Raw genomic sequence first — 26,133 nt, forward strand, 5'->3', positions numbered from 1 at the left:
TTATAATAAAGCTATTTTATACGCGTGCTGGCGCTTTGAAGCTTTCGGCAATATCGACGCCGTCGAAAGTGAACTCAAGCTCTTCCTCAAGCGCTTCGCTCTCCGTGTCGAGCTTGCCGATGATGACCTTATTCAGGTTGACGTTGTACAGCACAACCTCTTGGCGGCCGATCGTCGAAGTCGGATCTTCGTTGATGATGTGGACATCAAAGTTCGTATCAATACCCGTTTTCACGTAATCGAGCATCATTTGGCGAAATTTCGACGTCACATAATACACCGTCATGCTGCCGGTACCCGACCAGCCCGTCGCTTTATGCTGCAATGCGCGATGACCCAGCGTCTTAATTTCCGCTTTCGTCTTCTCCACGCTTGCTTCAAGCGTTTTAATATAGAACATTTCCTCGTTTTGGCCGTTGATTTTCGCATAAGCGCGTCCCTCTTGCCCCGAAATCGTATCTCCTGCATGCAAAAATGCCATATTACTTCACCGTCACTTTCATATATACTTTTTCAATGCTGTCAACCGGCTGGATGTAAACGTTGATGACGATGCTGTCGGAAGCCTCGCCCGCTTCAACCGTCAGGTCCGTTTGGGAATTAAAGTTTTGAATCGCATTGCCATCCTGGAGCAGCGTCAAATATTTCACGCATTCGCTGCGGAATAGGCTGCGACCATCCGGATTATTGTCGATTTTGCCAATGTATTGCGTCTCGAACAGTTTTTTCATGTCGGTCGCAATGCCGTCCAGCACGCGGATAACACGGTTTTTCGCAAAAGAAGGATTTTTGCCTGGGACATAGGTGACCAGAGAGTTAATATCCTGCTCAACGATGACACGGCCGCCGTTCGGCGTGAACAAAAATTCGCCCGCACGCAAAGCCTGCTCGATTTGCGAATTCGAATAACGAACGTCGACATCCACTGCACCTTCGTACACACTGTAAGTAAGCGATTGGCTCATACTTGCGCCGGAAGTAGCAGCTGCCACCCATACGGTTGCTTGCTCGGCATTCACTTCTGTGCCGTCTTCCAGCTTGACGCCATTTTTCACGCTAATGATACCTTCGTAATCCGATAGTGGAGCATTCGCCAGCACGACCTGAATTTTCTTGCCATCATTTTCGCGCAGTCTGCGGGCAAAAGCGGCGTAAACCGACTTCAGCGAGCTGTCGCCAGAAACAAGCGCCACCGCATTAAATTCCTGCAGCTCAACAGCTGCCAAATAATCCAGATGATTTTGATTCGTCACCGTGCCATTCGCACCGCCAGCAAGTACCGTACCAGCTGTCGCTACAAGCGCGCCAGTGCCGCTGAAATCAACGAAGCGATTGGATTCAAGGCCAGCAATCGCAGCAACCGTCTGCGAATCCACTTCTTCACCTGCCAAATAAGTGACAACGTCGAATTGATCTTCATCATCCACATTGCTTTGAACCGATACGGTAATCGCATTGCCGCGTGTACCGCCAAATTTAGCCGTTGCAACCAAACCGCCAATTGTTGCAGTCGCTTTCGTCCCTGCGTTCAAGCGGTAGAGCAGCAAAGTTTGTGCCCGTTTCAAAGCCTCACGAACGAGCAGCATTTCCGGTGCGGTTACATCATAACCGAGCACGCTGCGCAGATCGTCACCCGCTTTAATGGAAATCATCGTTTGCGGCGCACCCCAGTTTAGCGTCAGCGCCGTTGATACGATGCCCCGTTCCCCTACGTTTGCTGCCGATTGCGGCTCAGCCGCGAAATTAATGTATACCCCTGGTCTTGCCTTCGTTTGCGTTGTCCAAGTTCCTCCTGCCATGATCTACATGACCTCCTTTTGTGAATATGCTTGTAATTGCTGTTTGACCTGCTCATGGGAGTAAGTGCTGTGCTCGTCCAAAATGACATTCAGCACATCCTTCTCACCTGCGGAATACCGCGCTGCTGCCAGCAGCTTCTGCTTGCTGTGCTTTGCTTCCATCGTGCTTTGCCGATTTTCCTGATCGTTCACCGCTGCTTCCCTCCTGTTTCCTCCAAGCTAGCCTTGCGGCGCTGTCCCCGCCTCAATCGGCGATTACCGGCCTTGACGCTGCTGCTGTAAAGCTTCCTTCGTCTGGAGCTACATGTCCTCACCCCCTTTCATATTGAGATATTTAAATTACTTCGATTTATGAAAAGAGGATTTAAAATACCTAACAAGCGTCGTTTGTTGCCGTTGCTCATTTGGTGACAATATCATAATAACACGATTTTGGAGGCCGTTTCGGACACTCAGCGGACACTATACGGACATAAACCGGACAATCTCAGAAACCGCTTTTTGACGCCATCTGCGGAAGGTACGATCAACGATTCCAAGCTCCGATGCGACGAAGTCTGCTGGTTTTCCTTCAATATAACGGAGCCTCAGCAGCGTCGCATATTCAGGGAAGCAAGCCTCCAGCGCTTCCAGCGACTCATCGATCGTTTGCAGCTGGCGCTCCAAATCCTGCAGCTCGCTCAAACGTTCAATGACACCCTCATAACCTTCCGGCGCTGCACCTGCCCTTGCTTCAATAACTTTAGCGATTTTGCGGCTGAGCTCCTGTACGAGCTGCTCTTCATCGGCATTGCCCGGCTGGATTTGCTTTACTTCCCTAAGCTGCGCTTTCGTTCCAGCGGGGTACCTCGTCAAATGCGTATGTGCCAGCTTCTCTAATTGCTGCTCCTGCTTGTCCAAATACATATAGGAAGGAAGTCCGCGCAGCTGGCGATGAAGCTCCTGAAGCTTGTCATCCTCATATACGGTGCTAACCGTTAAACCGCTGCCTACCTTTTGCTTCTCAATCAGTTTTTTCCTGGCGACGAGACGCTTGTACGACTTTAATTGCTCAATTGTCATTTTTTCTACGTCCATTAAAATACCCTCTTTCTATTTAATTAAGTATTTTTATTACCCTATATTTCAAAAAAATAATAGCGAACCTGCGATATTGACAATACCATCGTTAAAAGGTAAAATATAAATATAGTATTAAAAATACGTTTTAGCCACTTAATTGGCTTATATACTCGCTTTCAAACGATTAACTTGCTATTTTCAGTAGCATTTGCGGAATCATTTCATAGCCGCTGTAACGACTGTGAATCTTATTATAATTGATATTTATAATACCGTCAAGTATTATAAATACCTTTTCAAGAGACGGAGGGTATTACCATGGCGATGGGAGCAAGGATCAAGCAATTGCGCACACAACGAGGGTTAACACAGCAGGAAATTGCCGAACAGCTTGGCATGGGACGCTCTAATTTTGGGCATATCGAGAATGATCGTGTCGTCCCGACCAGTGAGGATTTGCAGAAAATTGCAGACATTTTGCATACGACTGCCGACTATTTGCTCGGACGCCGCGATGCGTTTGCGGAGCATGTGCCAGACTGGGCAACCGCTAAAGACAAACGCGATTTCAAAAAAATGCTGGAGGAGGACGGAGAAGTCATGTTTGACGGCGTTCCGATGAGCCAAGGCGACCGCCAGCGTGTCATGGATGTGCTGACCGGACTATTCTGGGAAGCTAAGCAAATGAACAAACGTACCCCCAAACCAGATATCACGGACAAAACAACAGATCATGCCGAAGGGTAGGTGCTGCCATGGACAAACTAATACTGCGCCTTGTACGAAAATTCCAGACAAGAGATCCTTTTGTGATTGCAAACGGTTTGGGTATCCATATTCGTTACGCCGATCTGGGGCAAGAAACGCGAGGCTTTTATTATAAGAAGCTGCGCCGCCGGTTTATCGTCATACACGAGCGTCTGCCGGATGACTGGCAGCGTTTTGTTTGCGCGCATGAGCTGGGACATGACCGCCTGCATCCCGGCTTCAGCCGTTTTTGGTTGGACGAGCAGTCCTTTATCAATGTTGGAAAATATGAGCGCCAAGCGAATAAATTCGCCGTCCGCCTGCTGACCTCCGGCGACACGATTGGCCGCTCGGAATCCATTGGCGAGCTGCTGCAGCGTAACGGCGTGCCGAAGGAAATGGATAAGTTTTATTTTTAGCTGCGGCCCTGCCCATCAGAGGTGGAACAACAAAGAGCTCCAGAACGCCAATCGGCGGCCTGGAGCTCTTTATGCTGCAATCATTTTATAAATACTTCTCCAAAATCTTCACGAAAGCCGTTAACGTCGCCAAATCCGTCTCATCAAACCGCGAGAACTGCGGACTGTCAATGTCGAGAACACCAATAACCACTCCATCCCGCTTCAACGGAATGACAAGCTCGGAATTCGATGCGCTGTCGCAGGCAATATGGCCGGGAAATTGATGCACATCCGCTACCAATACCGCCTCGCCGCGGCTAACCGCCGTTCCACAGACGCCTCTGCCCACTTTGATGCGCGTACATGCCGGCTTGCCTTGGAAGGGTCCGAGCACAAGCTCCTCCCCATCCAGCAAATAAAAGCCGACCCAATTAATATCGCTCAAAAATTGCTGGAGCAGCGCCGAAGCATTGGCCAAATTAGCGAGCTGGCTGGGCTCATCTTCGATAAGCCCCTCCAATTGCTTCAGCAGCAGGCGTTCGTTCTCTTCCTTCGTTCCTGTATAAAGTTGTTCTGCAAACATCGCTTACTCCTGACTGATTTTGATCGCTTGCTCCAAATCATAAATAATATCGTCAATGCCTTCGGTGCCGACAGATAAACGAATGAGTCCTGGCGTAACGCCGGATGCAAGCTGGCTTTGCTCATCCAGCTGCTGGTGCGTCGTACTTGCCGGATGGATAATGAGCGACTTCGAATCGCCGACGTTAGCAAGATGTGAAAATAGTTCCACGCCATGAATCAGCTTTTTGCCTGCTTCTACGCCGCCTTTAATGCCGAAGCTGATAATCGCGCCTTGGCCCTTCGGCAAATATTTTTGCGCCAGCGCATGCGATGCGTGGCTTGCGAGACCTGGATAGCTTACCCATTCCACTGATTCGTGCTGTTCCAAATAATTGGCAACGGCAAGCGCATTAGAGCTGTGGCGTTCCATACGCAAATGCAGCGTTTCAAGACCTTGCAGCAGAAGGAACGAGTTGAATGGCGACAGCGAAGCTCCCATATCGCGAAGCAGTTGTACGCGAGCTTTAATAATATAAGCAATCGCACCAACAGCTTGCGTATATACAAGACCATGGTAGCTTGGGTCCGGCTCAGTCAGACCTGGGAATTTGTCATTTTGCGCCCAGTCGAATTTGCCTCCGTCTACAATAACGCCGCCAATGGATGTTCCATGACCGCCAATAAACTTCGTCGCCGAGTGTACAACGATGTCTGCTCCATGTTCAATTGGACGAAGCAAATACGGGCTTGGGAACGTATTGTCCACGATGAGCGGAATGCCATTCTCATGGGCAACCGCAGCAACAGCTTCAATATCGAGCACATCGCCACGTGGATTGCCGATCGTTTCCGCGAATACCGCCTTCGTATTGCTATTGATCGCTTTGCGGAAATTTTCCGGATCAGAGGAATCGACGAAATGCACTTTAATGCCGAGCTTCGGCAGGGTATGAGCGAACAGGTTGTACGTACCGCCGTACAGGCTGGACGAGGAAACAATTTCATCGCCTGCGGATGCAATGTTCAGAATGGAGTAAGTGATCGCCGCTGAACCGGATGCCACGCCAAGTGCGCCAACTCCGCCTTCAAGCTCAGTAATCCGCTTCTCGAACACATCAGTCGTTGGGTTCATAATACGTGTATAGATATTGCCAAATTCCTCAAGTCCAAACAATCTTGCCGCATGATCTGTATCTTTAAAGCCATAGGAAGTCGTCTGATAAATCGGTACCGCACGCGATTGTGTAGCGGGATCAATTTGCTGACCTGCGTGTACCGCTAAAGTTTCAGGTGAATATTGTCTTTCTTGCTTAGCCATTATAAAAAACCTCCCAGAACGTTAGTTTTTCCAAGCTTACGAATATAACACCCTGCGTCATCACTAATCCTACCATTAAAGTAGGAATTAAAAACGATTATAGCAGATCTATGCAAAATTATACAGTAGGGAGACAAGCTTTCATACAAAAAAATATTCCGCCAGTCCTTGACAGAACTGGCGGAATACAGATTAAGCAATCCAAATTCTACTCTTACTCAAACGCCTCAAATGGCGTCACAAACTCCGGCATGCCCTCGGCATAAGACGTATACTCGTACTGCTCGAAAGCGATGGCGATTCCCTCATGCTTTAAGTAGAAGGAACGATTCGATTTAATGCCATCGAACGGTGCAATTAGCGGCAGCTTGCGTTCTTTAATTTGCTTGTTGATCGAAGCATTAATAATGGATAAGTATTTCGAATTGTAATCGGCAGCTTCCTTCAACGTCAGCAGCTCGCCGTTATTGAGATCAAATGTATAAGGCACGCGGAAGGTCATCCCATGCGCTCCGCCCAGGTAGGAGTAATAATCCACATACAGGCTGAGGCGCCCCTGTTCATTATAGGTCACATTAAAAATGCCCTCGAAGGTCGCCTTGGGAAACGTTGTGCCCGGATTTTTCTTAATGTACGCTGCATTTGTGGCCGTTGCTTTCGTAAGATCCTTCTGACCCGCTGCCGCATAGGACTCCGCTTCCTGCTTCAGGAAGGTATTAATTTTCCCCTCAACCGCTTTATCCTTAAGGTCTTCGATGACCGGATAATTGACGAGCAGCGTTTGCTTATCGTTATTCTCCTGAATCGTGCCCAGAGCAACCGTTAGCTCATTTTCCTCAATCGTGTTAATAACTACGGTCTTGCTGCCTTTCTCATAGGAAATGCCATAGCCCATCCGCTCCAGCAAGAAGCGCAGCGGCACATAAGCCGAGCCTTTATAAATAAGGGCCGAATCGCCGTACGTCTTCTGACCATTAATTACATAGCTGCCATCCTCCGGATTCGCCGTTAGCTTGCGGCCTCTTCCATCGAGTGTAATCGTGCGGCTATTCACATTCCACGTAATATCCAGGCCCAGCTTCTCATTGAGCGAGCGAATGCCAATATAGGTGCTGCCGCCAATGTTAATCGTCGGGATGGAATATTTGTAGTCGTCAATGATAAACGGTTGCGGGACAACGCGATAAGTTTGCACAGCCGTTGCCGCTGCTGCCTTCTCTATGCCGGGAAAACCAAATGCGGCAGGAGATGCGCCTACTATAAGACTCGCAGCCAAAATCGAAGCCAGGGTACGTTTGTAGGTCATATTTTTAAAAGGATTCATATTCATCATTCATCTTCCTCTCCGTGAATTCATTATCATTGTAGACGCATATACCACCCTATAAGTTACAAACTGGCTAATAAAAATAGGGCTTAGGCGCGGAGCGACGAATCGCTCCGCTACTTGTTCCGGGCTACTTGTTCCGATTCACAATAACGAGCTTCATCTCCAGCATTTCTTCCACCGCATATTTAATGCCCTCGCGTCCTGTGCCGCTGAGCTTCACGCCGCCATAAGGCATTTGATCGACGCGAAACGTAGGAATATCGTTGATCAGCACGCCGCCCACATGCAGCGCATCCGCCGCATCAAGCGCTTTGCCAATATTTTGCGTGAAAATGCCTGCTTGCAGGCCGTAATCGGAGGCGTTCACCTGCTGAATGCCTTCCTCGATGCTGCTGATTTTATTGATCAGCACGATTGGCGCAAACACCTCCTTGCAGGAAACCTTCGCTTCCGCTGGCACATGAAGCAGCACGGTCGGCTGCATAACGCCTTGCTCGTCGACTCGGCCGCCAATAGCTAGCTCGGCGCCTAGCTGAACCGCTTCCTCCACCCAATCTATCGCCCGCTTCGTCGCGGTTTCCGAGATAAGCGAGGATACATCCGTATGCTCGCTCAGCGGATCACCTGTCCGCAGCGCTACAGCTAATGCGATAAACTTGCTGACAAAGGCTTCATACAGCTCGTCCACTACAAAAATCCGCTGCAAGGATATGCAAATTTGCCCTTGATACGAGTAGGCTCCGGTTACGCACCGTGCCGCGACAGCATCGACGTCACTGTCCTTGTCAATTATGACAGCGGAATTCGAGCCCAGCTCCAGCGTCACCCGCTTCAGTCCCGCCTGCTTGCGAATGCCTATACCGACCTCTGGGCTGCCGGTGAATGTAATCATCTTCACGCAGGCATCCTGCACCAGCTTCTCGCCAAGCAGCTTGCCGTCTCCACTAATAACATTGAGCGCTCCTGGCGGCAGGCCGGCCTCCTCGAACAGCTTGGCAATGAAATAAGCAGACAGCGGCGTCTGCGGAGCAGGCTTCAGCACGACGGTGTTGCCTGCCGCAAGCGCAGGTCCCACTTTATGGGCAACCAGATTCAGCGGAAAATTAAACGGCGTAATCGCGCCAATAACACCGAGCGGCTCGCGCAGCGTATAGGCAAGCCGTCCCTCGCCACCTGGAGCAGCATCAAGGGGCACCATCTCGCCATGAATCCGCTTCGCTTCTTCCGCCGCAAATTGATACGTTTGCACGGTCCGATCCACCTCGACGCGAGCTGTCCTGATCGGCTTTGCCGCCTCCATAGCTACTATGCGCGCTGCTTCTTCCTTGCGTTCCTGCAAGAGCGACGCCACCTTGGCCAAAATTTCCGCCCGGCGGTAGGCGGGCAGCTTCCGCATAACCGCTGCCGCTTCCAGCGCCGCCTCAATCGCTTGATCGGCCTGCTCGATTGTTGCGCTCGCAACCTCAGCAATTACCTCGCCTGAATAAGGCGAGCGTAATGAATCGTACTGCTGTGCAGCTGCTTCCTGACCATTTACATATAAGTTTTGCTTCATTGCAGCTCGTCCTTCCTCTCCCAAAAACATACCTGTTTAACTAGCCCTATGTAACTATTTATAACCATAATTCGGGCCATTGAAGCGAAATCCCTTCTAGCGTACCAGATTCAAGCCTCCTGTACATTCATATCCTTATACTTTCATATTGGCCGATGAAAAAGCTTATATTGAAAACAAGCGGGTGAGTCTATACAATGAGCAGGTACCAAATTTACTTCCCTTAAGGTGGCTATTGCAAATGTTCAACCGACTTCGTACCGTTAACAAAAATTATGCGCTGCAGCTCGCAGCTATTTTCATCGGCTTTATTGTGTTCGGCATTTCTGAAAATGTAAAAGGACCCGCGATTCCCCGGATCCAATACGATTTCGCCCTTGATGAGCAGCAGCTTGGCTCCTTGCTGTCGCTAAACGCGCTCGGCTATATGCTCGCCTGCTCTTTCACCGCTTTTCTGACACGCAAGTTCGGCGTCAAGCTGGTCACGCTGGTTGCATTCGGCTCGATGGTTCTCTCAGGCGTACTTATTTTCTTTTCCAAAAGCTATTCTTTCTTCGGAGCGTCCTATTTCCTCATGTATATTGGCAACGGCATGCTGGAAATTGCGCTAGCGGTCATCGGGGCGCGCATCTTCGTGCGCAATGTCGGAACGATGATGAATTTATCCCATTTTTTCTATGGGCTCAGCTCAACCGTTGCCCCGATGATCGCCTCGGGTCTCATTACAGTGAGCGTCTACGGCCATGTTCTCGATTGGCGCGGCATGTATCTTATTATGCTGTCGCTCTGTCTCATTCCGATGATACCGACGCTGCTGAGCAAATTTCCCGGCGATGATCCCGCAGATGGTCCGCGCTCCGGCTTTCGGGAGCTGATGCGTGATCCGGCATTGTGGCTGCTGGCGCTCATTCTCACCTTCGGCGTCGTCGCAGAGCTTGCGGTAGGCGGCTGGCTGGTCAATTTTCTGGAGAAGGCTTACGCTTGGAAAAATGTTTCCGCAGCCGGCATGCTGTCCGCCTTCTTCCTCTGCTTCGCTGGCGCACGGCTGCTGCTTGGCCCGCTTACGGACAAAATCGGCTTTAACTTGTCGCTGCTGCTCTTCGCCGGCGTCTCGTCGATCTGTACGTTTATCGCAGTCTGGGGCGGCGAATCGCTGGCGTTTCTATTCGCCGCTGCCGGCATTGGCATCGCCCCGATTTATCCGACCGTTATGGCCTTCATCGCCAAGCGCTATCCGCGCGGCAGCGAATCCGCCATTACCTTTACAGTCACGATCATGGGTATCGGCAGCGTTATTTTCAACTATTTGATAGGCGCAGTTACCCAGCTGGTGAAAAATAGTTACGGCGCCGAGACGCAAATCGGCTTGCTGCGCGGACTTCAAGCCGGCTACGGCTTCATCGGCCTCTGCCTGCTCTTATGCGCAATAACCGGCGTTTTCCTCTACCGTTATTTAGCGGCGCGCAAAGAGCTAATCTAGCAGCCTGTCCGCCTGCTTAAACCCTATTCAGCCTATTTAGCCGATTCTAATAAAACGGCCTGACCAATTCGCGGGGCGCAAGTCTGAGCTCCGTGAATCGTCAGGCCGTTTTTCCTGTTACCAGCTTGCTATTTTCCAAAAGGCGGGCTTTGGCTGATGCTGCTCATCGAGCACAAATGGCCAATTTTTCCTGCCTCTCACCGGAAAGTTATCCAGCCACGTATAATCGTCCGCCGCTCCCCAAAATGTTACCGATGTCAGTACCTCTTTATATTGCCTGAATAAACGAAAAACCTCCTCATATCGCTCTGCCTGCCGCTCCAGCATCTCCGCAGTCGGCTCGCGCAAGTCGGTGCGATGGTCCTCGAAAGCAAATACGGACATATCCAGCTCCGTCATTTGCAGCTTCAATCCAAGCTCCGCATAACGCTCAATCGCCGAGCGAATATCGTCCAGGCTTGGATCATGCACATTCCAATGCCCCTGAAGCCCGATGCCGTGAATCGGTACGCCCTGATCCAGCAGCGACCGTACGAGCCGAATGATTTTGTCGCGTTTTTCGGGGAAGCATTCGTTATAATCATTGTAAAAAAGCAGCGCGGATGGGTCAGCCTCATGGGCAAACTCAAATGCTTTAGCGATATAACCCTCGCCGATGATTCGCAAATAGCTCGAATCCCGCAGCCACACGCCGCTTTTATCCTCAATGGCTTCATTCACCACATCCCAGGCGTAAATTTGCCCCTTGTAGCGGCCTACGACTGCGGCAATATGCGCCTTCATCCGCGCAAGCAGCGTTTCACGGTTGGCAGAAGGCTCGCCATTCGCCCCGGCAAACAGCCAATCCGGCGTCTGATTATGCCAGACGAGCGTATGCCCGCGCAGCTTCATGCCATGCTCCTTTGCGAAGCTGGCGATTTCATCCGCCGCCTCGAAGGTATAGAGATGCTCCTGCGGATGCAGCAGCTCAAATTTCATTTCATTTTCTGCCGTCACACTGTTGAAATGGGCGGCCAGCACCTGCTGCTGCGTCTTAATCGTTCTTCGATTGACGGCAGCGCCAATATCAAAATAATCGCCGTATTGTGCAGCAAGCCCCGGAATTGCATTTTCCTCTTTTCTATCGCTCATATCCCATCCTCCTCCACTAGCCCTTCACACCGCCGACCGTCATGCCCTTCACAAAATATTTTTGCAAAAACGGATATACCATAATGATCGGTACGCTCGCTATAATCGTCATCGTAGCTCTAATCGAGGTAGGCGTGACAGACGTCACCCCGCTCTGGCCGGAAGCGAACTGGTCGGCTGCGGTCGATGAGGTGGCCGCCGTATTCGACGTCTGCAATATTTTCATCAGCTCATACTGCAGCGTACTCAGCTCAATTCGCGAGGAATTGTACAAAAATACGTCAAACCAGGAATTCCACTGTCCAACCGCCACGAACAGCGATACCGTTGCAAGCGCTGGTACAGTAAGGGGCAAAACGACGCGCATAAACGTCGTAAACTCGCCCGCTCCATCGATTTTCGCCGATTCCAGTATGCCGTCCGGCAGCCCTTCAATAAACGAACGTATAACGATCATATTAAATACGCCGATGATGCCGGGAATAATATAGACCCAGAACGAATTGATCAGGTGCAGCTCCTTAATTAATAGATAGCCGGGGATGAGGCCACCGCTGAAATACATGGTGAAGATAAAGGCGACCGTGACAAATTTGCGCAGCACAAAGCTTTGGCGGCTGACCGTATACGCCAGCATGGCGGTGCAGAACACCGACACTATAGTGCCCACGATCGTCCGCAGTGCCGAAATCGTCGTCGCATAATAAATGGAGGCCTCATTAAAAATGTATTTATAGTTGTCCAGCGTCCACAGCCTCGGCCATAAATAAATATTGCCGCGAATCGAATCATTCGCATCGTTAAACGACAGCGCGAACATATTGATAAAGGGATACAGCGTAACGATCATTAAGCCGATCATAAACACAATATTGCATAAATCGAACAGCTTATCCGGCCAATTATAAAATTTGCTCCGCGCCAAACGCCCTTCCTTCATAGCGATTCCTCCCTGCTTTTTTAAAATAGTCTGCTCTCGCCAAGCCGTTTCGCAATTCCGTTAGCAGACAAGAGGAAAATAAAGCTGACGGCGGTTTTGAATATGCCCGCGGCGGTCGCCAGCGAATAGTTGCCCATATCCATCCCGTATTTCAATACGAATATATCAAGGTTGTCCGAGTATTCGACCGTCATCCCATTGCCCAGCAAATATTGCGGCTCGAAGCCCGACTCCAAAATATGCCCTAAATTCATAATGAGCAAAATGACGATGACCGATTTCAGGCCCGGCAGCGTAATATATCCGATGCGCTGGAAGCGGTTTGCACCATCAATTTCAGCCGCTTCATATTGCGCGGGATCAATCGTTGTAATGGCCGCAAGATAAATAATCGTGTTCCACCCGACATTTTTCCACACTTCCGCCGATCCGATAATGCCCCAGAAATACTCGCCCTTGCCAAGCCATAGTATTGGCTGATCGATAATATGCAATTTGACGAGCAAAATATTAATAATGCCCTCCGGCGAAAGCGCCGAGGATACAATGCTGGCCGCAACGACCCACGATATAAAATGAGGCAAATAGCTGATCGTCTGCACGACCCGTTTGAACAAAATATGGCGCAGCTCATTGAGCAATATCGCCAGCGTTATCGCCGTTAGAAAGCCGAAAACCAAATTAATCGTACTCATGACGATTGTATTGCGCAGCACCTGATAAAACGTATCGTCCTGAAATAAAAACTTAAAGTTTTTCCAGCCTACCCATTCCTGGTCAAACAGCCCCTTAGCCGGGCGGAATTTCTGGAATGCGATCGTCCAGCCCCATAGCGGCACATATTTAAATAACACCAGCCATAGCAAAAAAGGGACGGACATCGCCACTAGAACCTTTTGCTGCAGCAGCTTTTTGAAAAAAAAGGGCAGGCGCGAGCGCCTAAGCGCTCGCCCCTCATCGGTTGAAATAGCTGGCTGTGTCTGCTTCTCCACCTGAAAATTCTCCTCTCTCTAACCGTCTACCAATTGCCTGCTACGCGCTCCTTGACGATATTCGTTATAAAGGACTCATAGCTTGCGGAATCCAGCTTGCCGAATTCAGCCGTATATTCGCTCCAGATGGAATCGAATTGCGCCGGATCAGCGAGCACGAGCTTAGGCAAATATTTTTTCGCGATATCGCTGCTCTTCTGTTCAAAAATCTGCTCCGGCGTGCCTTGGCCTTTATTAATGCTCCAAGCGGGGTACCACGGCCGTTCATCCGGCTTCGCAAACATTTCAGCAAACGTCTTGACGCCGTAGGCATCCAAGATCGCCTTATCCCCGTCCGTATAGCCTGCATAAGCGACCTCCGGCTGATTGCCTACCGCATAGGAGTTGCCATCCGCCAGCAGGGAGTTATTGCCGTAACGCGGCCAATTGTATTGGAAGTAGGACCAACCGAACTCGCGAGTGAACTCCGTGTCATTGCGCTCGCTGATTTGCTGTTCGTTCATAATAAAACGCCCGTTTGCATCGACGCTGTAATTTTGGTCTTTGATGCCCCATTGCACGAGAATTTGATTTTCTTCCTTGAGCATATTGTCAAAGTATTGGATAATGCGGACCGGGTCCTTCGCATTGACCGAAATGCCGATACCGCGGTTGTTAACGAAGGCAGGCGGATCGACATATTGATCCTTCGTATTTTGATCGAATACGATTGGAAGCGGCGTATAGCGTTTCTCGTCAATGCCCGCTTTTTTCAAATTGTTCGTTGCATCTCCAACCTGCCAGCCGTAGTTGAAATAACCAAGCACACGGCCGGAGGTCAGCTTCGCCAAATATTGATCCTTGTTTGCAGTGAACGATTCAGGGTCGAACAGCCCCTCGGCATTCACCTCATTCAGCTTCTGAATCCAGCGTTTCTCGTATTCGCTTGCTTGATAGGTTTTCGCTTCATGCGTATTCATATCAACGAGCACGCCGCCGTCGTTCGGATAACCGGCCAGATGCATCGAAGGGTTAGTAAGGGTAAAGAAGTTGTCAGCTACACCTGCAAAAATAACGAAGCCCACCGTATCCTTGCCATCCACTTGCGGATGCTTCTCCTGATACTGCTTGATCAGGTCAAAATATTCATCCAGCGTCTTAATTTTCGGATAGCCGAATTCCTTCAAGACCGAGCGCTGCATCCAAAATGCGCCTTGGCTAATGCCCGGGTCGCCAATGTAGCCTTGGTCCGCGGAAAAAGGAAGATGATAGATTTTGCCGTCAGCCTGCTTGAATTTATCCATATAAGGTCCATATACGCGCTTAATATTAGGGCCGTATTTCTCGATTAGATCATCCAGCGGAATGAAGGCGCCGGCGTCCATCAGCTTATCAATTTCGCCATCTGGCACGATCACATCAGGATAGTCGCCGCTGGCGATCATAACGCCGGATTTCGTTTTTACGTCACCGACGATAAACTCCATTTTGAAATCAACGCCAGTCTGCTTTTGCAGCTCCTTGCCGATGACCGTATCGCTTGCGAGTGTATCCTTGTTAGCGGCAAAGCCGTAATACGTGAAGGTGACGGGCTCCTGCTCGCCCACTGCTTCTGAGGAGGATGCCGGACTGCTTGACGCATTGCCAGCATTTCCAGCATTGCCTGAATTGCCGCTGTTGCTGCTGCTGCATCCGATCAATGCGACAGATAGCGTCGCTGCCAGTCCCATTGTCCAAAGCTTCTTTTTGACCATATTGGTATGACCCCTTTCAATCTATTGGTTTGTTTTTTTGTAAGCACTTTCATTGTAAAACGTGGAAAGAGGCTGCGTTACCCTAAAAACTTTAGCTTTTACTGTGAAAACTATAGGTCGGGGGAACATTGGGGCTGCGCTGCGCGAAAGGTTTGGGTTCCGATCGCCATTCCGCCTGAAATTTTTCAATTGGGACCGCTCAAGCGGTTAAATTTCAGGCGCAAAAGCGAACGCTATCGCTTCTCCACCCAAACCTTTCACATCCGCTTCACCCCTTGTTCACCCTCCCCTAGTCGGATGGACAAGAGGGCGGGGCGTCCCTGCTACGCGCCCTTATCCATTACCGGGAGGCGAAGCTCTATGGTGGTGCCGGAGCCGAATTCGCTGCGGAGGGTGAAATCGAAGGCGTCTTTATAGCAGAGCTTGAGCCGGGTGTATACATTTTTCATCCCTACGTTGTCGCCCATCGCCCCGTCCTCCTGCAAATATTGCATCAGCTCGCTCAGCTTGTCCTCCGGCATGCCCATACCATTGTCCGTTAGACGGAACAAAATCCGGCCATCCTCGTAACCAATATGCAGTCCAATGAGACCGATGCCCGGCGAGCTCTCAACGCCATGAATGCTGGCATTTTCGACAAAGGGAAGAAAGGTCATTTTAGGAATCGTATGCTCGTAGACCGCGTCCTCGACCGTCAATTGATATTGCAGCTTGTCGCCGAAACGGTATTTCTGAATATCCAGAAAACATTCAATCAGCTCCAGCTCCTCGCGAACCGATACCCAGCTGCGCTTCCATATAATCGACTTGCGGAATATTTTGGCCATCGAATGGATCGTCCGCGCCGTCTCCGTTTCCCCCTTCATTAAGCTGCGCATGCGGATCGTCTCCAGCGCGTTAAAAAGAAAATGCGGATTGATCTGGCTGTGAAGGGCATGAAGCTGCGCTTGCCGCTGGCGGATTTCCAAATCCTTTTTCTGAATATCCGCCATGTAGACGTCGTTGATTAAATTGTCAATCCGCATCGTCATTCGGTTGAATTCGCCCGTCAATTGCCCGATCTCATCGCGCGACTCTTCGAATGGAATCGTCTCGAAATGCTGGTTTTTCACCTTCTTCATATGCCTTAAAATGCGGACCAGTCTTACGTGGATAGATCGAGAAATGGCGGCAATAATCAAAGACGGAACGACAATGTTAATGCTCGCCAACAATAAAACAAAGGTGCCCGACTTGCGTACCTCCTGCAAAATAACCTTCTCGTCCATGACGCCATACAGCCGCCAGCCGTTTAAATAATTGTTGTTCGCATACGGCTTATTGAATGCAATCGACTTTTCCGGCATCGCCATCTGCTCAAGCCGCAGCGTCCCAGCCTCCCAGTCTGCCCCCGCCTCATTCGTATAATGAATGATCCCATCTGCATTGACGAAATACATGCTCCCTTCAAAACCGATGCCGGCAAACAGCTGCCTGAAGGTCGCCATATTCAAATCGCTTTTGATCAGGCTGTTGTATCTCCCGTCTCCGCTATTATTCAAACGCTGAATAAGGCTGATCGTATCTCCGCTATGAATGAGGACGGGATACGAAGCGCTCGTTTGCTTGAACTGGTTATACCAGTCGGCATCGAGAGCTGTATCGTCGAGCGGCAAAATCTGCCCCGAGGCAAGCACCGTCGGATTGTCTGTATAAATGACTGTCGAGCTAATCGTAGAATAGGCTTGCTCCGACTTCATAAACACGCTTTTCATATCCGTAAACGCTTCTACATATTCCAGCTTTGACGTGTACGTGTGATCCAAATGCCCATTCAGCAGCGGGTCGATATAATATAAATAGGAGATGCCCGCCGCCTCATCAATGACGGATCGCACCTCCCGCTGTAATTGCTCCAAAACCATGTCCGCATCGCGCGTCTTCTGGTTTTTGATGTTGTTTGTGGTCACGTTGTAGAAGATGACGTTCGTCAGTACGATCGGAATAAACACCGAGCATATGTACATAACAAGCAGCTTATCCCGCAATTTCAATTGATTTAATAGATGCATCCACCTGCCGCCTCCATCCGTTTAGGTTTTGTCAAACAGGCCGTTGCGATAGTCGGTTGGAGTAACCTTCTCCAGCTTTTCAAACTGGGTGACAAAATAGTCCGAATTCTGGAAGCCAACCATCTCTGCCACCTCATACATGCGCATATCGGTTTGCCGCAGCAGCTTCTTCGCTTCCCTGACCCGAATGCTGAGCAAATATTCGTTGAAATAGACGCCATAGGTTTTGCGGAACAGCTGCCCCAAATAAACGGAATTCATATAAAACTTGCCTGCCAGCCCCTTTAGGCTAATATTTTCGTTGTAATGAGCCTCAATGTATTTCTTAACCTTCTCGATGCCGCCTTTGGATTGGTCGCTGCGAAGCAAAGCGATGTAGGCAGCTGCCTCGTTCGTAAAAGAGAGAAACAGCTGCTTCAAATCGCATAAGCGTGTGCCCTGCTGCTGCCAATTCATCATAGCGGGAAGCTGCTTCAGCTGCTTTTCATCCCCATTCATTTTGCGAATAATATTAATGATTCCGATGAGGAAGCGGACCATCGCATTCGATACGGCATCGGGAGCAAAACGTTTCTCGCGAAACGCCTGAAACAGCAGGTCGATGTCAGCTTCATATTGCTCCGGTTTATTTTCCTCCACCTTCTCAATCACTCTGCTGTACAATGCTGCCTCCATATCAAAATAATACAGCGGCGTTCCCTGTACACGGCTCGCATGCACAATAACTTGGTCCGCTTCAGCAAATTTATAGGCCATCGCTTCATTCGCTCCGCGGTAGGACTCTTTAATATGCTGCAGCCGCTCAACTGGATTGCCTACATACAAAGTGACCGGATGCCCTAACTGATTTTCCAAGGTGCTGTGCAAGAGGCGAAAAATATAATGCCCATCGGAATCGTCCGCCAGCAAGCTGTTCATATGCAGCAGGCAGCCATACAGCCCCGTTTGCTGCTCATAGGTGAATATGGCTGGTGATTCGTGCTTTTTGTCCGTTGATTGGTTGGATTGGCTAAATTGGATATGGCGAATAGCCGCCTGGCAAGCGGCTGTGAAGGCTTTCGGCGTCGTATCAGTGGTGCCCGCCATGTGGACTCTCGATTCTATTGCCGTTTCTGATGCTGCTTCTGTTGCCTTGGGCGCCGTACCTGTATGCAGTTCAGCCAGCACATAAACATACGTGCCAACCTCCTCTAGCTCAAGGGCTGAACATAGCGTCTTCATATCCTCTTCTTTAAAGCTCCCCTTAATCAACGTTTCAAAAATCGAGTCGGCAGCCAGCTTATCGCCCGTCAAGCTCGCAATACGCTTAAGGGCGAGCGTTCCGGTCAGCTTCTTCAGCGTCGCCGTAAGCTCGCCCTCATCAATAGGCTTTAATATATAGTCATGAACCCCATAGCGCAGCGCCTGCTGGGCGTAATGAAAATCGTGAACGCCGCTTACAATAATGAAGGCCGGACATTCCTGTTCCTTTTCCGAAGCTGCACGAATCAATTCTAGGCCATCCAGCATCGGCATGCGAATGTCCGCCATCACGACATCCGGATTAAGCCGCTTCATCTGCTCCAGCGCATCCATGCCATTTTCAGCCTCGCCGCAAATTTTATAGCCCAAGGCTTCCCAGTCCATTAAATTCATCAGCCCTCTACGGACAAACATTTCATCATCCACCAGCAGCACCTTATACATTCGGCTTCCTCCCTTGTTCCTAGTGAAACTCTATAATTCGCAGATGTTGCTTCGGATTCCTTTATTATGCAAAAAAATAACTGAAAAAATGGCAGATACATTTCAGATACCGCTATAAATAAAGCGCTTACAATTTATTATAAGAGCGGGGCTTTTACTTTTTCACCCCACAATCCATGCAGTGCCCGATAAGACTTTTATCGTTCCTATGAAACCCAATGCTATCACCTTCTTTTCAAAAAAAGGTTGATTAACCAACAAAACCGAGTATAATACTTGGTATATAACTTGAGCGGGGAGATAACGGACATGACAGTAGAAGCGTACACTCAGATTTGGATCAATGACCATTTGGATTTAATCAATTATGCTATGCAAATCGGGGATCAGGAATGGCAAGCTGAGCTTGTAGCTGCTTTGCAGGAAATGAATGTGCCGAGCTATCCTTCGGAAGAGGTTGTTAAGGAGCAATTGTGGCGCCAGTATGATGAGGTGCTTCGACAAATGCTGGCCATTTATGAACAGCTGCGCAATAGCGCATTTAAAGATGATTTAAATATAGAGAAACAGCTGTGGAGCCTAAAGCTTAGAAGAGTTAATCTAGCAAAACAAATCAAGCAAGCCTAGCGATTAAACGGTTATTTGGGCTGAAAATAAAAAAGGCAAGCAGTTGTCTGCTATGCCGCTAACTTTTATAAGGACCGACCAGCGAGGCTTAGGCCATCATTTCCTTTTTGTCGCGCATCATAGCCATCATACCAGTCATCATTTCGTCGCACTCTTGCATCTTGGACATCATCATGTCGCTGTCCATCATTTCTTTGCTGTCCATGGAATCCATCATCATTTTCATACATTTCATCTTGCACATCATTTCTTCCATACACATCATCATCATCATGTTTGTCGTCATTATTTTCACCTCCACTTTCAAATTCATCATTTATTTTCCTCCCTAATCATAAACCAACTCCCACAAAATAACAAGCTTTTATAGTTGATTTCTAATTACATACTGTGTTATATTTGTATGTTACTATTCTCATTAGACTTATAGGGATTGTTTTAAAGGAGATAAATCATGCTAAAACCTGCACCTTTCGGCATCATCGGATTCGGCTGGAGAGCGGAAGCTTATTTGCGAATTGCCAAGCAATTGCCGCATTTATTTAAAATAATTGGTATTGTGGTTAGAGATTCTGCAAAATATGAGCATGCTGCTGATCAATGGGGCGTTACCCTTTATTCGACGCCGCAGGAGCTGGCCAAGCATTGTGAATTTCTTGTGGCAGCCGTCTCGAAAACTTCCATGCCCCACGTCCTGAAGGAAGCGGCGTTACTGGACATTCCACTGCTGGCCGAAACGCCTCCGGCTTTCAACGACGAAGGCTATCAGCTCGTTTCCTCGCTCATCCAATCCGGCGCCCGTATCCAAATCGCCGAGCAATACCTTTTGCAGCCGCATCATCAAGCCAGAACCGCTCTGATTCAATCGGGAAGCCTGGGAGAAGTACGCCACGTACAAGTATCGACGGCACATGGCTATCACGGCATCAGTTTAATTAGACAGTGGCTTTCCGTCACGGATTCCAGCTGCCAAATCGTTTCGCGACGTTTTGAACTCCCCATTCAAGAAGTGCCCCATCGAGGACGAGCCGCGCAAGACCGGCTGGAGACCGAGATTCAGGATATTTCCATTATTACTTTCGGAGATGGGAAAAGTGCCGTTCTTGATTTCGCACGCTCTCAATATTTTTCGCCAATACGACACAATCGCATACTAATACGCGGCTCTAAAGGGGAAATCCGGGATAATGAGGTAACCCGAGGATTAGGTGCCAATAGCTATGAAGACGTAACGATTAGAAGAATGCAAGACGGCTTGGAGGGCAGCCTTGCTCCGCTTTCGCTTCGGGAATTGCGGGCAGGATCAGAGTGCGTTTTTCGCAATCCGTACTACCCTGCCCAGCTATCCGATGAGGAAATTGCGATTGCCGAAGTTTTGACTCGCATGACGGCATATATAGCAAGCGGAGAAAGCTTTTATTCACTATCCGAGGCTTTAATCGATGTTCGTCTATCCCTGGCTATTGATGAGTCGATTGCTACCGGCCATGCGGTAAATGTGCTGTAGTTAGCTTGTTCACTTTCAGAAGCTAAATAGACACCGAATAAGGCACTCTGCCCTTAAATTGCACAACCTCTCGAATGTCATGGCTTTGCAGCAGCTCGATCGCTTCTGCGAAGCCTTGCTCTAAATGCCCCACCTGATGGGCATCTGAGCCAATGGACACCGCTCTGCCTCCTAAATCCACATACATGTCCAGAATATACGGATGCGGATGAATCCAGCCTTGGCGATAAAGTCCGGTTGTGTTCAGCTCCAGCACCTTTTGCTTTTCAATGATCAGCTTTAAAATATCGTACAAAATAGGCTTGCAAGCCGCTATATCTTGCTCCTCAACCGGATAGGTCGTATACCTCGCTACATAATCCAAATGGGCCACGATATCGAAATTGTCCATCTGGTCGACAGCCTCTCTTACATTCGTAAAATAATGCTTAAGCCTTTGCTGAATCGGCAGATCATGATAGGCTTTTTCGGAAAAATCGAGGGTGCCGTCGTTATGCGCCGAAAGCAGAATGACGTCAAACTGTTGCTGAGCCAAATAGTCGTTTATGACGTCTTTATAATCGCTCCGATAGCCGACCTCAATGCCTTTGCGAATTTCCATCTTATAACGCTGTGTCAGCTCTTCCGCTTCTTGCTTGTAGCTCTTCCAATCAATGAGAACATTCTGTTTGAAATATTTGCAATCATACTCTAAATGGTCTGTCGTTACGACAGCCGGCTTTCCCAGCGCAAGCGCATATCGCACTAGCTCCTCCAGCGTGGAGCTGGAGTCTGGCGAATAGGAGGAATGCACATGCTGATCGATTAAAAGATTAGGTATTGTCATCCTTTTCTCCTTCTCATTCTACTGAAACTGCAATAAATTGCGCCCTTCATCTGTCATATCGAACAAATGGATTTTATCCGGCCTTATATCAATCGAGACCGTCTCGCGCTCCTTTAACCGCTTCTCGTTATCGGTCAGCAGACGAATCATCATATCGGACTGTCCAGCCCTATCCGTCATTTTAACGAGCTGCCCGCTGCCTAAATGCTCAATCAGATCAATTTCGAGTTTAATTGATGTCTCACTTGGCTGCTCGGGAATGTACAGATCATGCGGACGTATGCCCAGCTTGACCGCCTTTCCTATGTGCTGCGCCTCCAGCCTGCGCGACTGAGGGATTTCCAGCTCGAACAGCTTCGTCTTAACCCACTGTCGGTCCTCTCTTTGCTCCACTATGCCCTCAATCAAATTCATAGGCGGATTGCCTAGAAAGCTTGCGACGAACAGGTTATACGGATGATTGAACAGCTCGCTTGGAGGGGCATATTGCTGAATTTTCCCGCCGTTAAGAATCGCTACCCGATCAGAGATGGCCAAAGCTTCCTCTTGGTCATGCGTGACAATAATAGTCGTTACTCCTAATTTACGTTGGATTTTTCGGATTTCATCCCGTACATCCAATTTCAATCGCGCATCCAAGTTGGACATTGGCTCATCCAGCAGCAAAATTTCCGGGTCCTTGGATAACGCGCGCGCCATGGCGACTCGCTGCTGCTGTCCGCCTGACAGCTGCGACGGCTTGCGATCAAGCAGATGATCGATTTGCAATATTTTACTCGTCTGCAAAGCACGCTCGTAGGCGTCCTTCTTGGCCATTTTTCGCTCGCGAAGCGGAAACGCAATATTGTCTCGAACCGTCAAATGAGGATACAGCGCATAGGATTGGAACACCATTCCAATATTTCGATCCTTCGGCTCCACATGATTGACTAGCTTATCCTTAAAATAAATTTCGCCGGAGGTTGGCTTGAGCAGCCCCGCCAGCATCATTAGCGTAGTCGTTTTTCCGCAGCCTGAAGGGCCCAGCAGCGCGACAAATTCGCCCTTTGCGATTTCGAGATTCAATCCGTCAACCGCACGGCCTCCGTTTTGCTTGCCATCATAGTTTTTCACAATATTTACAAGAGAGATCATACCTGCTTTGCTCCTCCCAAATTCACCTTCAGGAATATTTTCTGGGTAAAAATATAAAACACGATTAGCGGAATCGTATAAAACAAACCAATCGCAGTAATCAATCCATAGTTCATAATGACATTTTCCTTCGTTACGAGCCGCGACAGATAGCCAGCAAGCGTCAGCATATTGTCATCGAATATAAACAGCTTGAACAGAAACCATTCGCCGTAGGCTCCTAAAAAGGCAAAAACAGCAATTGCCCCGATGCCTGGCAATACGTAGGGAACGAGTACCTTCATGAGCGCTCGAAATCTTGAGCATCCATCTACCATCGCCGCCCATTCCAAATCCCACGGCACCTCATCGAAGAAACCTTTCATAATATACACCCTGCCTGGCAAGGAGCCCGTTATAGCAACGAGGATAACGCCTAAGTACGTATTTACTAGATCCATTTGAACCAATATGAAAAACGTAGCGATAATGAGCGTGATGCCCGGAAAGGAGCGCATAAGAAACAGAAACTTCATGGCGGCAAGCTTTCCTTTGAAATCGAGCCGAGAGAACGCATACGCAGCAGGTACAGCAATGCCGATTTCAATCAATACAATAAGAAACGAATAAACTAATGTATTTAGAACAATGGGCCAAATCGCTGGCAGACGGACGCCCGCATACTCGACAGGCTCCTTAACAAAATTGAAGTTTTCAAGCGAAAATTGGCCCGTCGTCCCATTAAAGGTGGCTGCAAGAAAATACCATACAATCATACCGATAATAGGCATCGTGAAGAGCAGCAGATACGTGTGCACGAGCAGCTTTTTTACAATCGTTGTCGACATATTTGCCTCCTAATCTTCAATCCGTGATGGCTTTATCATTTCATCAAAATCGAACAGCCTCAGCAGCCATAAGGTCAAAATAAGCGAGATCAGCACAACCAAAAGCGAAAGAGCAGCGCCGTAGCCATAATATTTTAAATGAAAGGCCTGCTGGTACGCATATAGAGATAACGTCGTCGTGTCTCGCATAGGTCCGCCATTCGTCAGCAGCAGGATGAAGAAATAGGAGGACACAAAGCCAATAAGATCGGATATCGTAATATACATTAACGGCCATTTTAAGGATGGAAGGATGATTTTAGTGATGACCGATTTTTCACTTGCTCCATCTACTTTCGCAGCCTTATACAAATCTTCAGGTATCGAGCTGATTGCAGCAGATAATAAAATCATGCCTCCTGAAGTTGTAGATACAATCGTAGCAATGATCACAATAGCCATAGCGATTTTCGTAAACCATGAGACGGGATCGCTGTCTGGCTGGAATAAGAGCAGAAATTTATTGATCAGCCCACCCTCCGTGGGATCAAATAAATATTTCCAGAAGGTTACATATACAACTGCAGGAATGATGCTCGGAATTAACCATAGGACACGATAAATGACTGCCGTCAATTTGCCCTTTAAGAAGTACTGGGTTGCGATCGATATAAACAAACCAAAAAACAAAGAGAACACGAGCGTAATCACGGCAAATATAACGGTATTCCATAAAATTTGCGGCATGCTGTAATCGGAAAATATGCGCTTGAAGTTATCGAAACCAACAAAGTTGATTTTCATGGATGCATTTAAATCAGTGAAGGACATAATAATGGTCGCAATAGCCGGAAGAATAAAAAAGACCAGCACCAGAAGAGCAAAGGGCATAATGAATAAATAGGGGTACACTTTCTTGTCAAAAGGTTTCTTGTAAGCTGTCTTGGCTGAAGTTACCGGGATCTCCATAATGAGATCTGCACCTGCTTCCTATAAGCAAAATAGATGGAAAGGTGCTCCTGTCATCAGAGCACCTTTCCTTGTATCATCGTTATTCTACAATGAGACTGTCCGCTGGCACGTTTTGCTTGACATCCTTTTGGAATAACTCAAAGGCCTGTGCGGCGGTTTGCCCTTTCGTCAGAATGGCATCAATGCCAAGCGTAAAGGATTTCATGTAGACCGCATAATCCATTTGGGCTGGGCGCGTTTTCGTAAATTCGATTAAATAAGCATGATCTTTGTAGAAGCTCATTTGCTGGAAGCGGGCATCCTCCTGCGCTGCTGCTGTTACAGGCAGCTTGCCGCTCTTAAGCGTATGATTAACCTGCAGGTCCGGATCCAGCACATGCTCAATCAATTTTTGAACATAAGGCATCTTCTCATCATCCACAGTAGGTCCCACATAGATCATCGCGGGGTTGCTGTAGGATACAGGTTTTCCTCCCTGCTCGACCGACGGAACCGGAATCCAGATTGCATTTTCCTTAAACCATGCTTCATAGCCAGCCAAGTCCTCTTCCATGCCAAGTTGTGTACGCATCACTTGATAAAATTCAGTACGGGCAAATTCAGCAAACAATTCGCCTTTAATGAACAGCTCGGCAGCCTTGTCCGTATCAATCTCAGCAATGCCCTCCGTAACTACGCCGCGCTGCTTCGCATCCTGCCAAAACTCATAAACCTTCTGCGTATTTTTCGACAGTACCATCTTGTTCTGTTCCGCACTATAATTGAAGTTGCCGAATGTATAATTCCAGCCTTCAAACCTTGTATCCTCAACGCCAAAGCCTACTTTAACCAGCTTTTGCTTAACAGCCGCATCTGCAAGATCCACAAGCTCACTGAATGTGAAGGTTCCAGCATCAACGCGAGCCTTCAGCTCATCGATTTGCGTCGTTGTCCAGCCTAAGCCTTCCAGCGCTTTGCGGCTAATGAATACGGGAGAAGCATCCATATCTTGAATGACGCCATAGTAATGGTCCTCGTATTTCATCATGTTGTTGTAGGACTCCGGCATATTTTTGAACACGTCTGAAGTTCCAACCCAGTCCACATCACGGATGAGTCCGGCGTTCAGCTGCCAGCCAATATCTACGCTGGAGTTAATAAATACATCTGCTACCTTATTCGCTTGTGCCTGCAAAATCAGCTCATCATCGCCAATACCAGGCCACCAATCTATTTTCACCTGCACGTTTTCCGGCTTCAATTGTTCATTCAAACGCTTTTCTGCTTCTACAAAATTGTCCTTCCGTGCTCCCCATGTGTTCTCGCGTACGGAAATCACGACCTCTTTCATTTTCGCCCCATTGCTGGAAGTCTCTGTACCGCTATTTGCAGCAGTGCCAGAGTTTGAGCCTGTCCCACATCCAGCTAACAATGCGGTACTAGCCATTACACTAACCAATCCAAGTGCAAGCCTCTTCATGCTTTTAAACCCT

General features: G+C 48.6%; 25 protein-coding genes. 5 read left to right on the forward strand and 20 right to left on the reverse strand.

Features of this window, described 5'->3' with window-relative positions:
- Nucleotides 1–16: 16 nt before the first annotated feature.
- The 4 genes from AC50X8_RS21780 to AC50X8_RS21795 all read right to left on the reverse strand — a co-directional run bounded on the left by AC50X8_RS21780 (nt 17) and on the right by AC50X8_RS21795 (nt 2,876).
- Nucleotides 17–481: a phage tail tube protein gene (locus AC50X8_RS21780; RefSeq protein WP_046229141.1), complete on the reverse strand. Its 465-nt coding sequence runs from the start codon at nt 479–481 to the stop codon at nt 17–19.
- A gap of 1 nt (nt 482) precedes the next feature.
- Complete coding sequence (locus AC50X8_RS21785) at nt 483–1,799, reverse strand: phage tail sheath family protein (protein WP_494881445.1); 1,317 nt, start codon at nt 1,797–1,799, stop codon at nt 483–485.
- 3 nt (nt 1,800–1,802) lie between these two features.
- Nucleotides 1,803–1,991: a hypothetical protein gene (locus AC50X8_RS21790; RefSeq protein ID WP_056043740.1), complete on the reverse strand. Its 189-nt coding sequence runs from the start codon at nt 1,989–1,991 to the stop codon at nt 1,803–1,805.
- 270 nt (nt 1,992–2,261) lie between these two features.
- Nucleotides 2,262–2,876 carry an RNA polymerase subunit sigma-24 gene (locus AC50X8_RS21795; protein ID WP_494864217.1) on the reverse strand — a complete coding sequence of 205 codons (615 nt, stop codon included), beginning with the start codon at nt 2,874–2,876 and terminating at the stop codon, nt 2,262–2,264.
- Between the two features lie 303 nt (nt 2,877–3,179).
- Between AC50X8_RS21795 and AC50X8_RS21800 the strand changes: the two genes are divergently transcribed.
- Complete coding sequence (locus tag AC50X8_RS21800; protein ID WP_056043733.1) at nt 3,180–3,608, forward strand: helix-turn-helix domain-containing protein; 429 nt, start codon at nt 3,180–3,182, stop codon at nt 3,606–3,608.
- Nucleotides 3,609–3,616: 8 nt separating this feature from the next.
- A complete protein-coding gene (locus tag AC50X8_RS21805) occupies nt 3,617–4,027 on the forward strand; it encodes an ImmA/IrrE family metallo-endopeptidase (RefSeq protein ID WP_338552900.1) in 411 nt (136 codons plus the stop codon).
- Between the two features lie 85 nt (nt 4,028–4,112).
- On the opposite strand, the gene AC50X8_RS21810 is transcribed toward AC50X8_RS21805, so the two are convergent.
- The 4 genes from AC50X8_RS21810 to AC50X8_RS21825 form a co-directional block, all read right to left on the reverse strand.
- Nucleotides 4,113–4,592, reverse strand: a complete 480-nt coding sequence (locus AC50X8_RS21810) for a GAF domain-containing protein (protein ID WP_494881448.1) — start codon at nt 4,590–4,592, stop codon at nt 4,113–4,115.
- Nucleotides 4,593–4,595: 3 nt separating this feature from the next.
- Nucleotides 4,596–5,891: a homocysteine synthase gene (locus tag AC50X8_RS21815; protein WP_494864215.1), complete on the reverse strand. Its 1,296-nt coding sequence runs from the start codon at nt 5,889–5,891 to the stop codon at nt 4,596–4,598.
- A gap of 214 nt (nt 5,892–6,105) precedes the next feature.
- On the reverse strand, nt 6,106–7,221 hold the full coding sequence (locus AC50X8_RS21820; RefSeq protein ID WP_494881450.1) for a PdaC/SigV domain-containing protein: 1,116 nt from the start codon (nt 7,219–7,221) through the stop codon (nt 6,106–6,108).
- 127 nt (nt 7,222–7,348) lie between these two features.
- Nucleotides 7,349–8,776, reverse strand: a complete 1,428-nt coding sequence (locus AC50X8_RS21825) for an aldehyde dehydrogenase family protein (RefSeq protein ID WP_494881452.1) — start codon at nt 8,774–8,776, stop codon at nt 7,349–7,351.
- Nucleotides 8,777–9,017: 241 nt separating this feature from the next.
- On the opposite strand from AC50X8_RS21825, the gene AC50X8_RS21830 reads away from it, so the two are divergent.
- Nucleotides 9,018–10,256, forward strand: a complete 1,239-nt coding sequence (locus tag AC50X8_RS21830; RefSeq protein ID WP_494881454.1) for an MFS transporter — start codon at nt 9,018–9,020, stop codon at nt 10,254–10,256.
- 117 nt (nt 10,257–10,373) lie between these two features.
- Here AC50X8_RS21830 and AC50X8_RS21835 read toward each other — a convergent pair whose 3' ends face one another.
- From AC50X8_RS21835 to AC50X8_RS21860, 6 genes are all read right to left on the reverse strand, one after another.
- Nucleotides 10,374–11,387 carry an endo-1,4-beta-xylanase gene (locus AC50X8_RS21835; protein ID WP_494881456.1) on the reverse strand — a complete coding sequence of 338 codons (1,014 nt, stop codon included), beginning with the start codon at nt 11,385–11,387 and terminating at the stop codon, nt 10,374–10,376.
- 16 nt (nt 11,388–11,403) lie between these two features.
- The gene (locus tag AC50X8_RS21840; RefSeq protein WP_494881458.1) at nt 11,404–12,327 is read right to left on the reverse strand and encodes a carbohydrate ABC transporter permease; all 924 of its coding nucleotides are present in this window, start codon (nt 12,325–12,327) and stop codon (nt 11,404–11,406) included.
- A 20-nt stretch (nt 12,328–12,347) separates the two neighbouring features.
- A complete protein-coding gene (locus tag AC50X8_RS21845) occupies nt 12,348–13,295 on the reverse strand; it encodes an ABC transporter permease (protein ID WP_235533361.1) in 948 nt (315 codons plus the stop codon).
- Nucleotides 13,296–13,345: 50 nt separating this feature from the next.
- Entirely contained in the window at nt 13,346–15,052 is a 1,707-nt protein-coding gene (locus tag AC50X8_RS21850) for an ABC transporter substrate-binding protein (RefSeq protein ID WP_494881460.1), read from the reverse strand.
- Between the two features lie 323 nt (nt 15,053–15,375).
- Nucleotides 15,376–17,103 carry a sensor histidine kinase gene (locus tag AC50X8_RS21855; RefSeq protein ID WP_494881462.1) on the reverse strand — a complete coding sequence of 576 codons (1,728 nt, stop codon included), beginning with the start codon at nt 17,101–17,103 and terminating at the stop codon, nt 15,376–15,378.
- A 21-nt stretch (nt 17,104–17,124) separates the two neighbouring features.
- The gene (locus AC50X8_RS21860; protein WP_494881464.1) at nt 17,125–18,789 is read right to left on the reverse strand and encodes a response regulator transcription factor; all 1,665 of its coding nucleotides are present in this window, start codon (nt 18,787–18,789) and stop codon (nt 17,125–17,127) included.
- A gap of 309 nt (nt 18,790–19,098) precedes the next feature.
- On the opposite strand from AC50X8_RS21860, the gene AC50X8_RS21865 reads away from it, so the two are divergent.
- Nucleotides 19,099–19,416 (forward strand): hypothetical protein, encoded by a 318-nt coding sequence (locus AC50X8_RS21865; RefSeq protein WP_494881466.1) that lies wholly within the window; start codon nt 19,099–19,101, stop codon nt 19,414–19,416.
- 88 nt (nt 19,417–19,504) lie between these two features.
- On the opposite strand, the gene AC50X8_RS21870 is transcribed toward AC50X8_RS21865, so the two are convergent.
- Nucleotides 19,505–19,732 carry a hypothetical protein gene (locus AC50X8_RS21870; RefSeq protein WP_200931695.1) on the reverse strand — a complete coding sequence of 76 codons (228 nt, stop codon included), beginning with the start codon at nt 19,730–19,732 and terminating at the stop codon, nt 19,505–19,507.
- A gap of 138 nt (nt 19,733–19,870) precedes the next feature.
- On the opposite strand from AC50X8_RS21870, the gene AC50X8_RS21875 reads away from it, so the two are divergent.
- Nucleotides 19,871–20,923, forward strand: coding sequence for a Gfo/Idh/MocA family protein (locus tag AC50X8_RS21875; protein WP_494881468.1), 1,053 nt, complete (start codon nt 19,871–19,873; stop codon nt 20,921–20,923).
- Nucleotides 20,924–20,945: 22 nt separating this feature from the next.
- On the opposite strand, the gene AC50X8_RS21880 is transcribed toward AC50X8_RS21875, so the two are convergent.
- From AC50X8_RS21880 to AC50X8_RS21900, 5 genes are all read right to left on the reverse strand, one after another.
- Nucleotides 20,946–21,749, reverse strand: a complete 804-nt coding sequence (locus AC50X8_RS21880) for a histidinol-phosphatase HisJ family protein (RefSeq protein WP_494881470.1) — start codon at nt 21,747–21,749, stop codon at nt 20,946–20,948.
- An 18-nt stretch (nt 21,750–21,767) separates the two neighbouring features.
- Nucleotides 21,768–22,883: an ABC transporter ATP-binding protein gene (locus AC50X8_RS21885; RefSeq protein WP_494881472.1), complete on the reverse strand. Its 1,116-nt coding sequence runs from the start codon at nt 22,881–22,883 to the stop codon at nt 21,768–21,770.
- Nucleotides 22,880–23,710, reverse strand: a complete 831-nt coding sequence (locus tag AC50X8_RS21890; RefSeq protein WP_494881474.1) for a carbohydrate ABC transporter permease — start codon at nt 23,708–23,710, stop codon at nt 22,880–22,882. The genes AC50X8_RS21885 and AC50X8_RS21890 overlap by 4 nt, the downstream gene beginning before the upstream one ends.
- A gap of 9 nt (nt 23,711–23,719) precedes the next feature.
- Entirely contained in the window at nt 23,720–24,658 is a 939-nt protein-coding gene (locus AC50X8_RS21895) for a carbohydrate ABC transporter permease (RefSeq protein WP_494864208.1), read from the reverse strand.
- An 82-nt stretch (nt 24,659–24,740) separates the two neighbouring features.
- A complete protein-coding gene (locus tag AC50X8_RS21900; RefSeq protein ID WP_494881476.1) occupies nt 24,741–26,120 on the reverse strand; it encodes an extracellular solute-binding protein in 1,380 nt (459 codons plus the stop codon).
- Nucleotides 26,121–26,133 lie beyond the last annotated feature (13 nt).

It is taken from the genome of Paenibacillus sp. JT22N15, assembly GCF_059383755.1.

Bases quoted from the DNA above. Each gene is read 5' to 3' on its own strand.
- AC50X8_RS21875 (WP_494881468.1), top strand. From the start codon at position 19,871: ATGCTAAAACCTGCACCTTTCGGCATCATCGGATTCGGCTGGAGAGCG.
- AC50X8_RS21825 (WP_494881452.1), bottom strand. From the start codon at position 8,776: ATGAAGCAAAACTTATATGTAAATGGTCAGGAAGCAGCTGCACAGCAG.
- AC50X8_RS21800 (WP_056043733.1), top strand. From the start codon at position 3,180: ATGGCGATGGGAGCAAGGATCAAGCAATTGCGCACACAACGAGGGTTA.
- AC50X8_RS21810 (WP_494881448.1), bottom strand. From the start codon at position 4,592: ATGTTTGCAGAACAACTTTATACAGGAACGAAGGAAGAGAACGAACGC.
- AC50X8_RS21820 (WP_494881450.1), bottom strand. From the start codon at position 7,221: ATGAATATGAATCCTTTTAAAAATATGACCTACAAACGTACCCTGGCT.
- AC50X8_RS21895 (WP_494864208.1), bottom strand. From the start codon at position 24,658: ATGGAGATCCCGGTAACTTCAGCCAAGACAGCTTACAAGAAACCTTTT.
- AC50X8_RS21840 (WP_494881458.1), bottom strand. From the start codon at position 12,327: ATGAAGGAAGGGCGTTTGGCGCGGAGCAAATTTTATAATTGGCCGGAT.
- AC50X8_RS21900 (WP_494881476.1), bottom strand. From the start codon at position 26,120: ATGAAGAGGCTTGCACTTGGATTGGTTAGTGTAATGGCTAGTACCGCA.
- AC50X8_RS21830 (WP_494881454.1), top strand. From the start codon at position 9,018: ATGTTCAACCGACTTCGTACCGTTAACAAAAATTATGCGCTGCAGCTC.
- AC50X8_RS21870 (WP_200931695.1), bottom strand. From the start codon at position 19,732: ATGATGAATTTGAAAGTGGAGGTGAAAATAATGACGACAAACATGATG.
- AC50X8_RS21860 (WP_494881464.1), bottom strand. From the start codon at position 18,789: ATGTATAAGGTGCTGCTGGTGGATGATGAAATGTTTGTCCGTAGAGGG.
- AC50X8_RS21780 (WP_046229141.1), bottom strand. From the start codon at position 481: ATGGCATTTTTGCATGCAGGAGATACGATTTCGGGGCAAGAGGGACGC.
- AC50X8_RS21835 (WP_494881456.1), bottom strand. From the start codon at position 11,387: ATGAGCGATAGAAAAGAGGAAAATGCAATTCCGGGGCTTGCTGCACAA.
- AC50X8_RS21795 (WP_494864217.1), bottom strand. From the start codon at position 2,876: ATGGACGTAGAAAAAATGACAATTGAGCAATTAAAGTCGTACAAGCGT.
- AC50X8_RS21805 (WP_338552900.1), top strand. From the start codon at position 3,617: ATGGACAAACTAATACTGCGCCTTGTACGAAAATTCCAGACAAGAGAT.
- AC50X8_RS21855 (WP_494881462.1), bottom strand. From the start codon at position 17,103: ATGCATCTATTAAATCAATTGAAATTGCGGGATAAGCTGCTTGTTATG.
- AC50X8_RS21890 (WP_494881474.1), bottom strand. From the start codon at position 23,710: ATGTCGACAACGATTGTAAAAAAGCTGCTCGTGCACACGTATCTGCTG.
- AC50X8_RS21865 (WP_494881466.1), top strand. From the start codon at position 19,099: ATGACAGTAGAAGCGTACACTCAGATTTGGATCAATGACCATTTGGAT.
- AC50X8_RS21785 (WP_494881445.1), bottom strand. From the start codon at position 1,799: ATGGCAGGAGGAACTTGGACAACGCAAACGAAGGCAAGACCAGGGGTA.
- AC50X8_RS21880 (WP_494881470.1), bottom strand. From the start codon at position 21,749: ATGACAATACCTAATCTTTTAATCGATCAGCATGTGCATTCCTCCTAT.
- AC50X8_RS21815 (WP_494864215.1), bottom strand. From the start codon at position 5,891: ATGGCTAAGCAAGAAAGACAATATTCACCTGAAACTTTAGCGGTACAC.
- AC50X8_RS21850 (WP_494881460.1), bottom strand. From the start codon at position 15,052: ATGGTCAAAAAGAAGCTTTGGACAATGGGACTGGCAGCGACGCTATCT.
- AC50X8_RS21885 (WP_494881472.1), bottom strand. From the start codon at position 22,883: ATGATCTCTCTTGTAAATATTGTGAAAAACTATGATGGCAAGCAAAAC.